Below are 14,503 nucleotides of genomic sequence, written 5' to 3' on the forward strand. Positions count from 1 at the left end.
CCCTCGGAATGACGGTGCCCCACATGTCTGTGCTCCACGTGCTCCAAGGGCAAGAGCCCTATTACCGGATCGAGGAGATACGCGGTGTCGACCCGCTGGGAGCGGACGAGGCCTGCGAGAAGCTCCGCGTCATGAACGCGGACGGCGATGTGTCCGGCATGGTCACCGCGCTGCGCGAACTCCTTCCGGCCACCGACGTCCTGGACGACTTCTCCACCGTCGAGAACCTCGCGGCGATGCGGGACCTGGGCATCTTCCTCGGCTCCGTCAAGCGGCACGGCACCGAGCCGCTCGACGCCGTACCGGAGGCGCTGCCGGTGCTGCGCGCGCTGGGCCGCCGTACCGGCATGGTGCCGCGGGACACCGTCCACCACTACACGGCCTGGAACCCGGTCGGCGCCCGCCAGCGCATGTACACCGGGGACCCCATGGAGGCCTGCCTCCAGGACGCCGTCCGGATGGTCTTCCCCAGCCTGTGCGCCTCGCTGGACGCCTGCTCGGAACTGGCCACCCTCGAACCCCACGACAGCCGCTTCTCGTCCTGCCTCGACCGGCTCGCCGGACTCGTCCAGGCCATGGTCGACTCGATCGACTTCACCATCGCCAACGTCTCACCGGTGTTCTTCGCCCGGGTCCTGCGCCCCTACTTCGAGGAGATCACCCTCGACGGCCGCGAATACCTCGGCCCGGCGGCGGCCCAGGTCCCGCTCTGGCTGGTCGATCTGACCCTCTGGCAGTCCGACCGCAGCACCGGGCGGTACGAGTCCTTCCTCACCGAGTCGGTGCCCTACAGCCTCCCGGCCTGGCGTACCTTCCACGCGCGGTACCAGGGCAGCCCCTCCGCGGTGGGCAAGCTCTCCTTCGCGATCAGCTGGGAGGAGGCGGACCGGCTGCCGCCCACCCTGCGGGCGAGCGCCGTCGCGCTGGCGCGGGTGCTGCGCATCCTGAAGACCTTCCGGGCCCGGCACATCCGTATCGCCCGTGAGGCGTACAGCGACGAGGTGCGGCTGTACGACTACGGGAGCGGCGGCGCACCGGTCGAACTGCTGCGCTCCGTACTCGACCTGACCCGCGAGAACGAGACGCTGGTCCGGCGCTCCACCGAAGGGGAACGATGAACCGCATCGTCATCGCGGGAGGCGGCATCGCCGGCCTCACCGCGGCACTCAGCCTGCACGCCGTCGGCCGCACCGACGTGATGGTCGTCGAGGCCGCCCCGGAGATCCAGCCGGTCGGCGCGGGACTCAACATCATGCCCAACGCGGTCCGTGAACTGGCGGCCCTGGGGCTGTACGAGGAACTGGCCGCCGTGTCGGTACCCACCAGCGAGCTGCGCTACTACCACAGCAGCGGCAGCCTCGTCTGGCAGGAGCCGCGCGGCACCGGCGCCGGGTACCGCTGGCCGCAGCTGTCGATCCACCGCGGTCAGCTGCAGAACGTGCTGTCCCGCGCGGTCCGGGAACGGCTCGGCCGCGCGGCGGTCGTCTCCGGCGCCCGGGTGGACGACTTCACCGAGCTGCCCGGCGCCCAGCTGCGCGTCGCCATCAGGGACCGGGCCAGCGGCGCCACCACCGACATCGGCGCGGAGATCCTGATCGGCGCGGACGGCATCCGCTCGGCGGTCCGCTCCGCCATGTACCCCGGCGAGGGCGAACCGCCGTGGAACGGCATGCTGGTCTGGCGCGGGGTGTCCTGGATGCCGGCCGACCGCGTCGGCACCTTCATGTTCATCGCGGGGAACAACCGGCAGAAGGCCGTCGTGTACCCGATGACGATTCCGGCCGCGCCCGGCGAGAAGGTGCTCGTCAACTGGGCGCTGGCGATGCCGGCGGAGCAGGACGGCGCCCCGGACCGCAGCGACTGGAACCGCCCGGTGCCCACCGCCAAGTTCCGCCACCACTACGAGGGCTGGGTCTTCGACGGGGTCGATGTCGGCGAGGTCGTCGATGCCGCCGAGGCCGCCTTCGAGTACCCGATGGTGGACCGTGAGCCGCTGGTGCGCTGGACCTTCGGCGGGGCGACGCTGATCGGCGACGCCGCCCACGCGATGTACCCGATCGGCTCGAACGGCGCCACCCAGTCGATCATCGACGGCCGCGCCCTGGCGCACGCGATGGCCGCCCACGAGGACCCCGCGCGGGCCCTGCTGGCCTACGAGGCGGAGCGCCGGCCGCCCATGACCGAACTGCAGCGCTCCAACCGCCGGCTGGGCCCGGAGGTGGTCATCAACATGGCCCACGAACGGGCCCCCGACGGCTTCACGGACATCCACGACGTGATCCCGCGCACCGAACTGGAGACGATCGCCAGGAGCTACGCCGTGGCCGGCGCGTTCGACCCGGCCACGGTGAACCAGGGTTCCCCCTACGACGTCGGAGCTGTCCGCGCCGTCCAAGCCGTCCGGGCGGTGCGCTGAGCGGGTCGCGGGCGGGACGGGCGGCTCAGTCGAAGGAGAGCGAGCCCGTCCGCGTCCGCTTGAGCTCGAAGAAGTCCGGGTAGCCGGCCAGCGACCGGACGCCGTCGAAGACGCGGGCCGCCTCCTCGCCCCGGGGGATCGAGTTCAGCACCGGGCCGAAGAAGGCGACGCCGTCGACATGGATCGTCGGTGTGCCGACGTCGTCACCGACCGGGTCCATGCCCTCGTGGTGGCTCTTGCGCAGCGCTTCGTCGTACCGGGGATCGGTGGCCGCGGCGGCCACCTCGGCGGGCAGCCCCACCTCGGCCAGCGCCTCCTTGACGACGGTGTCGAAGTCCTCGCGGTTGCCGCCGTTGTGTATCCGGGTGCCCATGGCCGTGTACAGGTCCCGGAGCACACCCTCGCCGTGCTGCTCTGCGGCGGCGATCGCGACCCGCACCGGGCCGAGCGAGCGGTCCACCAGATCCCGGTACCACTCGGGCAGCTCGCGGCCCTCGTTCAGGACGAACAGGCTCATCACGCGGAAGCGCAGCTCGATGTCCCGCCGCTGCTCGACCTCGAGGATCCAGCGGGAGGTGATCCAGGCGAAAGGACAGGCGGGATCGAAGTAGAAGTCGACTTTCGCGGGCTGGACTTGGGAGGTAGGAGAGGTCATGCGGCGATGCTAACCGGCACCTCTGACAGCCCGCCGGGCCCTGCGCCGCCCGGTGCCCACCCCGCGCCGCCCCGCGCGGTGACGCGCCGCCCGAATGCCCCGGCGCACGTCCGTTCGGGCGTTTGAACGACCGGATCGTGGATAGCGGACGGATCGCGGGGCGGGACCCGGCTACCGTCGTAGCGTGAAGGCAATCCGTCGTTTCACCGTGCGAACTGTCCTGCCGGAACCGCTGCGTCCGCTCGGCGAACTGGCACAGAATCTGCGCTGGTCCTGGCACCCGGAGTCCCGGGAGCTGTTCCAGACCGTCGACGAGGAGGGCTGGCGGGCCGCTGCCGGAGACCCGGTACGGCTGCTCGGCGCCGTCTCCAGGGAACGGCTCGAGGCCCTCGCCCAGGACCGCAGATTCCTGCGCCGTCTCTCCTCCGCCTCCGAGGACCTGACCGACTACCTCACCAATCCGCGCTGGTACCAGGGGCAGTCCTCCGAACTGCCCGCCGCCATCGCCTACTTCTCGCCCGAGTTCGGGATCACCGCGGCCCTGCCCCAGTACTCGGGCGGCCTCGGCATCCTGGCCGGGGACCACCTCAAGGCCGCCAGCGACCTCGGTGTGCCGCTGATCGGCGTCGGACTGCTCTACCGGCACGGCTACTTCCGCCAGAGCCTGTCCCGCGAGGGCTGGCAGCAGGAGCACTACCCGGTCCTCGACCCCAACGAGCTGCCGCTGAGCCTGCTGCGCGAGCAGGACGGCACCCCCGCCCACGTCGTCCTCGCCCTGCCCGGCGGCCGGTCGCTGACCGCCCACATCTGGAAGGCCCAGGTGGGCCGCGTCCCGCTGCTGCTCCTCGACTCCGACGTCGAGGAGAACCACCGCACCGAACGCGATGTCACCGACCGCCTGTACGGCGGCGGCAGCGAGCACCGGCTGCTGCAGGAGATGCTGCTGGGCATCGGCGGGGTGCGCGCCGTGCGTGCGTACTGCCGGCTCACCGCGCACCCGGCCCCCGAGGTCTTCCACACCAACGAGGGCCACGCCGGATTCCTCGGCCTGGAGCGCATCCGCGAACTCGGCGGGGAAGGGCTCGCCTTCGACGCGGCCGTGGAGGCGGTACGGGCCGGCACGGTCTTCACCACCCACACGCCCGTCCCCGCCGGGATCGACCGCTTCGACCGCGAGCTGGTCGGGCAGCACCTCGGCGACGGCGGCGAACTGCCCGGTGTCGACATCCAGCGGGTGCTGGAGCTGGGCATGGAGACGTACTCCGGCGGTGACGCGAACGTCTTCAACATGGCGGTGATGGGGCTGCGGCTGGCCCAGCGCGCCAACGGCGTCTCCACCCTGCACGGCGCCGTCAGCCGGCAGATGTTCGCCGGGCTGTGGCCCGGGTTCGACGCCGACGAGGTGCCGATCGCCTCCATCACCAACGGGGTGCACGCCCCCACCTGGGTGGCCCCCGAGGTCTTCCGGCTCGGCGCCCGCCAGATCGGCGCGCAGCGCGCCGAGGACGCCCTGATGATCGGCGAGACCCAGCGCTGGGAACCCGTCGCCGAGATCCCGGACCCGGCCGTGTGGGAACTGCGCCGGGTGCTGCGCGAGCAGCTGGTGGAGGACGTACGGCGCCGGGTGCGTGCCTCCTGGCGGCAGCGCGGCGCCGGCCAGGCCGAGCTGGGCTGGGTCGACGGCGTCCTGGACCCCGACGTCCTGACCATCGGCTTCGCCCGCCGGGTCCCGTCCTACAAGCGGCTCACCCTGATGCTCCGCGACCAGGACCGGCTGATGGACCTGCTGCTGCACCCCGAGCGGCCGGTCCAGATCGTCGTCGCGGGCAAGGCCCACCCGGCGGACGACGGCGGCAAGCGGCTCGTCCAGGAACTGGTGCGCTTCGCCGACGACCCGCGGGTCCGCCACCGCATCGTCTTCCTGCCCGACTACGACATGGGCATGGCCCAGCACCTCTACCCGGGCTGCGACGTCTGGCTCAACAACCCGCTGCGCCCGCTGGAGGCGTGCGGCACGTCAGGGATGAAGGCCGCCCTCAACGGCTGTCTCAACCTGTCCGTGCTCGACGGGTGGTGGGACGAGTGGTTCGACGGCAACAACGGCTGGGCCATTCCGACCGCGGATGGCTTCGCGGACGACGATCCCGACCGCCGGGACGACGTCGAGGCGGCGGCGCTCTACGACCTCGTCGAGAACCAGGTCGCCCCGCGCTTCTACGACCATGACGCGAACGGCCTGCCCGCCCGCTGGATCGAGATGGTCCGGCACACCCTGGTGACCCTGGGACCCAAGGTGCTCGCGGGACGTATGGTGCGCGACTACGTCGGGCAGCTCTACGCCCCGGCCGCCCTCGCGCACCGGGCCATCGCCGGCGACGCCGCCCGGGAACTCGCGGCCTGGAAGGCCCGGGTCCGCGGCGACTGGCACCGGGTCACCGTCGACCATGTGGAGACCGGCTCCGTGGGCGGATCCCCCGAGCTGGGCTCCACCCTGACCCTGCGGGTCCAGGTGACCCTCGGTGACCTCGACACCAGCGACGTCGACGTCCAGGTGCTGTCCGGGCGGGTGGACGACGCCGACCGGATCTCCGACCCGGCGATCGTCTCCCTCAAGCCGTCCTCCCAGCCCGACATCGAGGGGCGCCGGCTGTACGAGGGTCCGCTCACCCTCGACCGGCCCGGGCCCTTCGGCTACACCGTCCGTGTCCTGCCCACCCACCCGCTGCTCGCCGCCCCCGCGGAGCTCGGCCTCATCGCCACTCCCGCCGAATCCGAGGGTATGACGACGGGCATACTCCGCTGACCCGGCACGCATGACAACGCGACGGCCGGTACCAGGGACTCCCTGGTACCGGCCGTCGCGTTCGTCAGTGGTGCCGCTGTGCGGTCAGGCCGCGCGGCGGCCGCCGCCCGCGCCGTCCTCACGACGGGCACGACGGCCCACGGCGCCACCGCGGCCGGCGGCCGTGCGGCTGCCGGCGGCGGGGCGGCCGGGGGTGCCGCCGCGGCCGTTGACCCCGGCCCGGCCGGAGCCCGCCGCTGCGCCCTCGGCGTCGGTACGGGGGCGTCCGCCACGGCCACCACGGGTGCTGCCCGCGCTGCGCGGCGTGCCCGTCGGAGCGGCGGTGGTGCCCGCGCCGGCAGTGGCCGCGCCGGCGGGGCGACGGCCACGGCCGCGCGTCCCGGAGACCTTGTTCGTCTTCGGCTTGGCGGCTTCCTGGGCGGCGGCGTGCACCGGGTCGTGAATGGTGACGGCACTGCCGGACGGCTTGCGGGCACCGGTGACGCGCACCAGCTCGGGGTCGCCGGGGCGGACCCGCGCGGTGTGCGGCTTGATACCGGCCAGCGCCATCAGGCGGGCGTTCTCCCGGCGCTGCGCGGGCAGCACCAGGGTGATGACGGTGCCGGACTCGCCGGCCCGCGCGGTACGGCCGCCACGGTGCAGGTAGTCCTTGTGGTCGCCGGGCGGGTCCACGTTCACGACCATGTCGAGCCCGTCGATGTGGATACCGCGGGCGGCGACGTTGGTGGCGACCAGCGCGGTGGCCTTGCCGGTACGGAACTGGTCCAGGGCACGGTTGCGCTGCGGCTGGGACTTCCCGCCGTGCAGGGCGACGGCGGTGACGCCGGCGGCCAGCAGGTGCTTGGTGAGCCGGTCGGCGCCGCGCTTGGTGTCGACGAACATGATCACGCCACCCTCGCGGGCGGCGATCTCGGCGGTCACGGCGCGCTTGGTGTCGTCGTCCACGTGCAGCACGTGGTGCTCCATGGTCGTCACGGTCGCGGCCGACGGGTCGACCGAGTGCGTGACCGGGCTGTGCAGGAAGCGCTTGACCAGCCGGTCGACGTTCTTGTCCAGGGTGGCGGAGAAGAGCATCCGCTGGCCGTTCGGCTTCACCTGGTCGAGCAGCTTGGTGACCTGGGGCAGGAAGCCCATGTCGGCCATCTGGTCGGCCTCGTCCAGGACGGTGATCTCGACCCGGTCGAGCATGCAGGCCCGGCGGTCGATCAGGTCGGCGAGCCGGCCCGGGGTGGCGACGAGGATCTCGGCGCCGTTGCGCAGCGCGGCGATCTGGCGGGTGATGGACGCACCGCCGACCACCGTCGTCTGGCGCAGCCCGAGCACCTGGGCGTAGGGCGCGAGCGCCTCGGTGACCTGGGTCGCGAGCTCACGCGTCGGCACCAGGACGAGCGCCAGCGGGTGCTTGGCCTCGGCCCGCTGCCCGGCGGTGCGGGTCAGCATCGGGAGCCCGAAGGCGAGGGTCTTGCCGGAGCCGGTACGGCCACGGCCCAGCACATCCCGGCCGGCGAGCGCGTCGGGCATCGTCGCGGCCTGGATCGGGAACGGCTCGGTGACGCCGTTGGCGTTCAGCGCGGTGACCAGCGCGGGAGAGATGGAGAGTTCTGAGAACAACTTCAAGGGGGAACCTTCCTCGTGACGGAGACGAGGGAGGACCCTCGGCGCCAGGGGCCGTCCGGCGGATCGCGGACTGCCTCTTCGACGCCTGCGGACCGGCGTCCTGCGGCGCTCATCGGAGCGCCGCACTTGTTTTGTTTCCGCTGCGCGCGAGAGGCCCGCACCGTGCGGTGCGGGCCTCTCGCTACTGGGCGCGATGAGCGCTCAGGGGTGCCTCAGAGAGGGCGGATGTTCTCGGCCTGCGGGCCCTTCTGGCCCTGCGTGACGTCGAACTCGACCTTCTGGCCCTCGAGCAGCTCACGGAAGCCCTGGGTGGCGATGTTCGAGTAGTGGGCGAAGACGTCAGCGCCGCCGCCGTCCTGCTCGATGAAGCCGAAGCCCTTTTCGGAGTTGAACCACTTCACGGTTCCGGTAGCCATGTCTGTCTCCCTAATGGGTGCAGTTAATACAGCACCCGCACTTTACGGATGCCGCGTCGCCGCGATGATCTCCCCACACCGGACATGACGCCGGTAAAACAAATGTGCGCCTGGCCGCAAGGACCGGGCGCACATGGAGTTCATGGGTACCACAACTGCAACGCAGCCCACTGTACCAGAAACGTCGCGGACGATCATCCCGAAAGCGGTCGCGCCGCATGACCTCCGTCACACAGCGCGACCGCCGTTCTCGAGCCGTTCAGTCGGTCCGGAGTGCCCTCAGAGGATCCTCAGGGCGTCCGTTCCGGGTCAGAAGGTGAGCTTCCAGCTGTTGATGTAGCCGCTGTCGACGCTGTACACGTCCTGCACCTTGAGCCGCCACGTGCCGTTCGCGACCTCGCTGGAGGCGTTGACCGTGTAGGTGGCGACCACGTTGGCCGCGGAGTCCGACCCGCTGGAGTTCTTCAGCCGGTAGGTGCTGCCGTCGGGGGCGACCAGGTCGATGACCAGGTCACCGCGGTAGGTGTGGACGATGTTGACGCCCACCTGCAGGGTGCTCGGGGCGTTGCCGGTACGTCCGGTCACCGCGATGTTGGAGTAGACCGCCGCGCCGTGGTCCGGGATCGAGACGTCGGTGGTGTTCTCGAAGACGTTGCCGCCACCACCGGTGGGGCTGATCGTCCAGTTGAACGTGGCCGAGCCGGTGGCGTTGGTGGAGTCCTTCGCCGTGACCGTCACGCTGTTGTTGCCGACCGTGGTCGGCGTGCCGGAGATCAGGCCGCTGGAGGCGTTGATCGACAGGCCGGCCGGCAGGCCGGTGGCCGTGTAGGTCAGCGCGCCGCCGTTGGTGCTGCTGGCCTGGATCTGCAGGCTCGCGGCGGTGTTCACGACGGTGTTCTGGTCGGCCGGCTTGGTGACGGTGACGCCACTGGTCGGCACCCGTGCGCCGACGCCGATGGCGGCCCAGGTGTTGGCGACCGTGTTCCACGTCGCGCTGCCGGATCCGTACAGGTCAGCAGCGGCCTGCAGGCTCTGGGTGCGGGCGGCCGCGTAGTTGGTGGTCGAGGTGAAGCGCTCGCTCAGCGCCTTGTACCAGACCTTCGAGGCGGCGTCCCGGCCGATGCCGGGGACCGGCAGGCTGTCGGCGGTCGGGCTGTTGTACGTGACGCCGTTGATGACCTTCGTTCCGCTGCCCTCGGAGAGCAGGTAGAAGAAGTGGTTCGCCGGGCCGGACGAGTAGTGCACGTCCAGGTTGCCGATGCCGGAGTACCAGTTGTCGGGCGACGTCCCGTCGCGCGAGGGCTTGTCCTGGTAGCGCAGCGGGGTGCCGTTGCCGTTGATGTTGATCTTCTCGCCGATGAGGTAGTCGCCGACGTCGCTGGCGTTGTTGGCGTAGAACTCGACCGAGGTGCCGAAGATGTCGGACGTCGCCTCGTTGAGGCCGCCGGACTCACCGCTGTAGTTGAGACCCGCGGTGGCGGCAGTGACGCCGTGGCTCATCTCGTGGCCCGCGACGTCGAGCGAGGTCAGCGGGTCGGCGTTGCCGCTGCCGTCGCCGTACGTCATGCAGAAGCAGCCGTCGTCCCAGAAGGCGTTGACGTAGGCGTTGCCGTAGTGCGTGCGGGAGTACGCGCCGACACCGTCGTTGCGTATGCCGTTGCGGCCCATCACGTTCTTGTAGAAGTCCCAGGTCTCCTGGGCGCCGTAGGCCGCGTCGACGCCCGCGGTCTCGGCATTGGACGTGGTGCCGTTGCCCCACGTGTCCGAGGACTTCGTGAAGAGGGTACCGGTGCCCGACGTGCCGTGGTTGAGGTTGTAGGTCTTGTGCCCGCCACGGGTGTTGTCGGTCATGCTGTACGTCGAGCCGGACAGCGTGGTGCCGAAGGTGACCTGGCCGCTGTACTGGCTGTTGCCGACGCCGGTCTCGATGCCCTGGTACTCGAAGAGCCGGGAACCGGTCTTGGCGTCGGTGATCACGTGCAGCTGGTTCGGGGTGCCGTCGTCCTGCAGTCCGCCGACGACGGACTCCCAGGCCAGTGTCGGCACGCCGGTGGCCGCCCAGACGACCTTGCGCGGGGAGCCGGCCAGGGCCGGGCTCTTCGCGCCGTCCGCCTTGGCCCGGCTGATCGCGAAGGACTTCGCGGAGTCGGCGGTCGTGGTGGCCGTGGTGCTCGACACCGCGATCTCGGCGTTGGTCGCCCGGTTGACGCTCGTGGTGGCGCCGGCCGGCGTGCTCGCCACGACCAGGTCGCCGCCCAGGACGGGCAGGCCGTCGTAGGTGCGCTGGTAGCGGGTGTGCACGGTGCCGTCGGCGTCCCGCAGAACGCTGGTCGGGATGAGCCGCTCCTTGGCGCCGAGCCGCAGTTCGCCCGCGGTGCGGGCGACATTGGCGTTGGCGTCGGCCAGCAGCGTCGCGCGCTGGGTGGCCGAGAGGGCGGCCGGCAGGGCGCCGGAACGGGGCTGAACGTGGGAAGCGCTCTGTGCGTCGGTGCCGGCCGCGGCGGTGCCCGAGGGCAGCGCTACGGCTAGCAGTGCGGCGGTGGCGGCGAGTGCGCCTGCCGCGACTGCCTTGCGGGGGGATCGTCTCACTACGGAACTCCTTCTGCGGCGGCCGCGGGGTCGGGCCGTGAACAGACGGGCAGGTGGGGTTGTGTGCTGCCCGGGTAGAGCGACGTGCGGGTGGGACGTGCGTGACCGCTGCTGCTGCACAGACCCGTGGTGCTGTTGGGGGAGTGCTGTACGGCGGCTGCGGGAAGAGTGCCACTGTTTACCGGTACATGTCATTGGGGTGGCGAAAACTTGGCCGATTTCCGTCCGTTGACCGATGCGCGGCGCCCGTTATACGGACGCCGCTGCGTCGAATCGCGGACCGGTCCGGTCGCGGCCAGGTCAGCGGGCCGGTACCGGGCCGCCCCGGTCAGACCAGGCTGTCCCGCCAGGCCTCGTGCAGATCCGCGAACCGGCCATGGTCCGCGATCAGTTCGGCGGGGGCCCCGTCCTCGACGATCCGGCCACCCTCCATGACCAGCACCCGGTCGGCGATCTCCACCGTCGAGAGCCGGTGCGCGATGATCACCGCGGTCCGGCCGCGCAGCACCGTGTCCATCGCGTGCTGCACCGCTCGTTCACCCGGCACGTCCAGCGAGGACGTCGCCTCGTCCAGGATGAGGACGGCGGGATCGGCGAGCAGCGCCCGCGCGAAGGCCACCAACTGCCGCTGGCCGGCGGAGATCCGGCCGCCGCGCTTGCGGACGTCCGTGTCGTAGCCGTCCGGCAGCGCGGAGATGAAGTCATGTGCTCCGATCGCTTTCGCGGCCCGCTCGACCTCCTCGCGTCCGGCATCGGGTCTGCCGATCGCGATGTTCTCAGCGACCGTCCCGGAGAACAAGAAGGCCTCCTGGGTCACCATCACGACTCCGCGTCGCAGCTCCGGAAGCGCGAGTTCCCGCAACGGGACGCCGTCCAGCGTGATCCGGCCGTCCGTCGGGTCGTAGAAGCGGGCCAGCAGCTTGGCGAGGGTGGACTTGCCGGCGCCGGTCGCCCCGACCACCGCCACCGTCTGCCCGGCCGGAATCCGCAGATCGAAGACCGGGAGGATCTCGCCGCCGGTGCGGTACGCGAAGCGCACGCCGTCGAAGAGCACCTCGCGGCCCGGCAGCTCGCCGCCGCGGCCGGGCAGCTCGCGGGGTTCCTCGGGTTCGGGCACCGAGGGGCGCTGCGCCAGCAGGCCGGCGATCTTCTCCAGCGACGCGGCGGCCGACTGGTACGAGTTGAGGAACATCCCGAGCCGGTCGATGGGGTCGTACAGCCGCCGCAGGTACAGCACGAACGCCGCCAGCACCCCCAGCGCCAGACCGCCGCCCGCCACCCGGTACGCGCCCCACACCACGATTCCGGAGATCGCCGCGTTGGCCATCAGCCGGGATCCGACGACATAGCGCGCCATCTCCAGGATCGCGTCCCCGTTGATCCGCTCATGGGTGCCGTTGAGCTCGGCGAAGTCCGCCTCGTTCGGCTTCTCGCGACGGAACGCCTGGACCGGCCGGATGCCGTTCATCGTCTCGGTGAACTTCACGATCACCGCGGCGATGGCCGTGGACCGCTTGCGGTAGACGACCATCGAGCGCTTCTGGAAGGACCGGATCATCAGATACAGCGGGGCGCAGGAGAACAGCGCCGCCAGTCCCAGCTTCCAGTCCAGCCAGAGCAGGATCACCGAGATGTAGACCGACGACAGGACGACGCCGAGCAGCTCCTCCATGCCCTCGGTCAGCAGCTCGCGCAGCGATTCGACGTCCGAGGTGGCGCGCGCGATCAGCCGGCCCGAGGTGTAGCGCTCGTGGAAGTCCAGGCTGAGCGCCTGCGCGTGCCGGAAGATCCGGCCGCGCAGATCGATCAGCACATCCTGGCTCACCCGGGCCGCGACCCGGATGAACGCCCGTTGCAGCAGCCCGGAGGCCAGCGCGCAGCCCAGGTAGACGCAGGCGAGCAGGATCAGCGGGCCGTGCCGGCCGTCGCGCAGCGCCGGGATCGCCCGGTCGATGGCGTACGCCACCAGCAGCGGCCCGGCCTGCACGGCGGCCTGCTGCACCAGCAGCAGCACCGTCGCCACCCAGACCCGGCGGGTGTGCGGCGTCAGCAGCGACTTCAGCAGGGTGAGCTGCGCGCCCTTGGGGGAGGGGAGCACATCCTTCGTGAACGGGTCGTCCGGGGCCGGCGGCCGGATCGGGTCGTCCACGGCGCCGGCCGGCTCCTCCCCGGAACCGGCCTGCCCGGTCTGTTCGGCCACGGAGGTCATCGGGCCACGCTCCTCTCGCCGTCGCCGGACATCAGATGGCGGTACTCCGCGCTGTCGGTCAGCAGTTCGTGATGGGTGCCGACGGCCGTGATGCGGCCCTCGGACATCAGGGCGACGCGGTCGGCGAGCATGACCGTGGACGGCCGGTGCGCCACGACGAGCGCGGTGGTCTCCGCCAGGACCTCGCGCAGCGCGGCCTCGACGAGCGCCTCGGTGTGCACGTCCAGCGCGGACAGCGGGTCGTCCAGCACCAGGAAGGCCGGACTGCCGACGACGGCACGGGCCAGCGCGAGCCGCTGCCGCTGGCCGCCCGACAGGCTCAGCCCCTGCTCGCCGACCTGGGTGTCCAGACCGTGCGGCAGCCGGGCGACGAAGTCGCACTGGGCCGTCTCCAGCGCCCGCAGGACGGCGGCCTCGTCGGCGCCGCCCGGCCCCGCGCCCATCGCCACGTTCTCCCGCACGGTCGCGGAGAACAGCGTCGGCTCCTCGAAGGCGACCGCGACCAGTTCGCGCAGCCGCTCCCGGGACAGCAAGGCGATGTCGGCGCCGTCGAGCGTGATCCGGCCACCGGTGGCGTCGTGCAGCCGGGGGATCAGCGCGGTGAGCGTGGTCTTGCCGCAGCCGGTGGCGCCGACCAGCGCCATCGTCTCGCCGGGGCGGATGTGCAGATCGATGCCGTGCAGCAGGTCGGGGGTGTTCTCCGGCGCGTCCGGGTAACGGAAGCGGACGTCCTCGAACCGCACCCCGTCCAGGGCCCCGGCGGGCTCGGCGCCGAGGCCGGCGGCGTCGGCCTCCGCGGCGTCGATCGCCTCGAAGAACCGGTCGGCCGCCGTCGCCGACTCGTTGCTGATCGCCAGCAGGAAGCCGAGCGACTCCACCGGCCAGCGCAGCGCGAGCGCGGTGGTCAGGAACGCGACGAGGGTGCCGGCCGAGAGCTCGCCGTCGGACACCTGCATGATCCCGAGGATCAGCGCCGCGCCGATGGCGACCTCGGGCAGCGTCATGATCAGCGCCCAGATGTCCGCCAGCAACGTCGCCTTGTGCAGTTCGGTACTTCGCAGCCCGTGCGCCTTCGCCCGGAACGCCTCGGTCTGGCTGCGGTGCCGGCCGAACGCCTTGATGATCCGCACGCCGAGCACCGACTCCTCGACCACCGTGGCCAGGTCGCCGGCCTGGTCCTGCGCGGAGCGGGCGGCCAGCGAGTACCGGGCCTCGAACACCGAGCAGAGGATCACCAGCGGGACGATCGGCAGCAGCAGGACCAGCCCGAGCGTCCAGGCCTGGGAGAACAGGATCGCGAAGCCCAGCACGATCGCGGCGCCGTTCACCACCAGGAACACCAGCGGGAACGCCAGGAACATCCGCAGGATCTGCAGGTCCATCGTGGCGCGCGACAGCAACTGCCCGGAGGCCCAGCGGTCGTGGAAGGCGACGGGCAGCCGCTGCAGATGCCCGTACAGGGCGGAGCGCATCGACGCCTCGACGCTCGCCAGCGGCCGCGCCACCAGCCAGCGCCGCAGCCCGAACAGCCCGGCCTCCAGCAGGCCGAGGAGCAGCAACACGCCGCCGCCGAGCCACACCCCGGACGGGTCGTGGTCCGCGACCGGGCCGTCCACCATCCATTTCAGGACGAGCGGGATCAGCAGCGCCATGCTCGACGCGAGGACGGCCGCCACCGCGGAGCCGGCCAACCGGCCGCGGATGGGGCGTACATACGGCCACAGCCGCAGCAGGGAGCGGACGGCGGATCGGGGTCCGGGGGGCGCGGGGTCAGAAGTCGCTTCAGGCATCGATTCGA

At 71.4% G+C, this 14,503-nt stretch carries 9 protein-coding genes; 3 read left to right on the top strand and 6 right to left on the bottom strand.

Annotation, left to right across the window (positions count from 1 at the left end; translation table 11 throughout):
- The first annotated feature begins 23 nt into the window (after window positions 1-23).
- A complete protein-coding gene (locus C8250_RS29450; protein ID WP_187145028.1) occupies window positions 24-1,118 on the top strand; it encodes a monodechloroaminopyrrolnitrin synthase PrnB family protein in 1,095 nt (364 codons plus the stop codon).
- On the top strand, window positions 1,115-2,416 hold the full coding sequence (locus tag C8250_RS29455) for a flavin-dependent oxidoreductase (RefSeq protein ID WP_138354884.1): 1,302 nt from the start codon (window positions 1,115-1,117) through the stop codon (window positions 2,414-2,416). The genes C8250_RS29450 and C8250_RS29455 overlap by 4 nt, the downstream gene beginning before the upstream one ends.
- Window positions 2,417-2,441: 25 nt before the next feature.
- Here C8250_RS29455 and C8250_RS29460 read toward each other — a convergent pair whose 3' ends face one another.
- Window positions 2,442-3,071 carry a DsbA family protein gene (locus C8250_RS29460; protein ID WP_138354885.1) on the bottom strand — a complete coding sequence of 210 codons (630 nt, stop codon included), beginning with the start codon at window positions 3,069-3,071 and terminating at the stop codon, window positions 2,442-2,444.
- A 184-nt stretch (window positions 3,072-3,255) separates the two neighbouring features.
- Here C8250_RS29460 and glgP point away from each other — a divergent pair, with 184 nt between their 5' ends.
- Window positions 3,256-5,874, top strand: coding sequence for an alpha-glucan family phosphorylase (glgP, locus tag C8250_RS29465; protein WP_138354886.1), 2,619 nt, complete (start codon window positions 3,256-3,258; stop codon window positions 5,872-5,874).
- A gap of 84 nt (window positions 5,875-5,958) precedes the next feature.
- Here the strand turns inward: glgP and C8250_RS29470 are convergent, their stop codons facing one another.
- The 5 genes from C8250_RS29470 to C8250_RS29490 all read right to left on the bottom strand — a co-directional run bounded on the left by C8250_RS29470 (window position 5,959) and on the right by C8250_RS29490 (window position 14,495).
- Complete coding sequence (locus C8250_RS29470; RefSeq protein ID WP_232485223.1) at window positions 5,959-7,491, bottom strand: DEAD/DEAH box helicase; 1,533 nt, start codon at window positions 7,489-7,491, stop codon at window positions 5,959-5,961.
- A 212-nt stretch (window positions 7,492-7,703) separates the two neighbouring features.
- The gene (locus C8250_RS29475; protein WP_138354888.1) at window positions 7,704-7,907 is read right to left on the bottom strand and encodes a cold-shock protein; all 204 of its coding nucleotides are present in this window, start codon (window positions 7,905-7,907) and stop codon (window positions 7,704-7,706) included.
- A gap of 309 nt (window positions 7,908-8,216) precedes the next feature.
- Window positions 8,217-10,496 (bottom strand): M4 family metallopeptidase, encoded by a 2,280-nt coding sequence (locus C8250_RS29480; protein WP_244809439.1) that lies wholly within the window; start codon window positions 10,494-10,496, stop codon window positions 8,217-8,219.
- Window positions 10,497-10,824: 328 nt separating this feature from the next.
- Entirely contained in the window at window positions 10,825-12,705 is a 1,881-nt protein-coding gene (locus C8250_RS29485) for an ABC transporter ATP-binding protein (protein WP_138354890.1), read from the bottom strand.
- Entirely contained in the window at window positions 12,702-14,495 is a 1,794-nt protein-coding gene (locus C8250_RS29490; RefSeq protein WP_138354891.1) for an ABC transporter ATP-binding protein, read from the bottom strand. The genes C8250_RS29485 and C8250_RS29490 overlap by 4 nt, the downstream gene beginning before the upstream one ends.
- Between the last annotated feature and the right edge of the window lie 8 nt (window positions 14,496-14,503).

It is taken from the genome of Streptomyces sp. So13.3, from assembly GCF_005860785.2.
In the GTDB taxonomy this organism is placed as follows: Bacteria; Actinomycetota; Actinomycetes; order Streptomycetales; family Streptomycetaceae; genus Actinacidiphila; species Actinacidiphila fildesensis.

Excerpts from the sequence above, each read along its gene's own strand:
- C8250_RS29450 (WP_187145028.1), top strand. The coding sequence starts at position 24 with ATGTCTGTGCTCCACGTGCTCCAAGGGCAAGAGCCCTATTACCGGATC.
- C8250_RS29455 (WP_138354884.1), top strand. The coding sequence starts at position 1,115 with ATGAACCGCATCGTCATCGCGGGAGGCGGCATCGCCGGCCTCACCGCG.
- C8250_RS29460 (WP_138354885.1), bottom strand. The coding sequence starts at position 3,071 with ATGACCTCTCCTACCTCCCAAGTCCAGCCCGCGAAAGTCGACTTCTAC.
- C8250_RS29475 (WP_138354888.1), bottom strand. The coding sequence starts at position 7,907 with ATGGCTACCGGAACCGTGAAGTGGTTCAACTCCGAAAAGGGCTTCGGC.
- C8250_RS29485 (WP_138354890.1), bottom strand. The coding sequence starts at position 12,705 with ATGACCTCCGTGGCCGAACAGACCGGGCAGGCCGGTTCCGGGGAGGAG.
- C8250_RS29490 (WP_138354891.1), bottom strand. The coding sequence starts at position 14,495 with ATGCCTGAAGCGACTTCTGACCCCGCGCCCCCCGGACCCCGATCCGCC.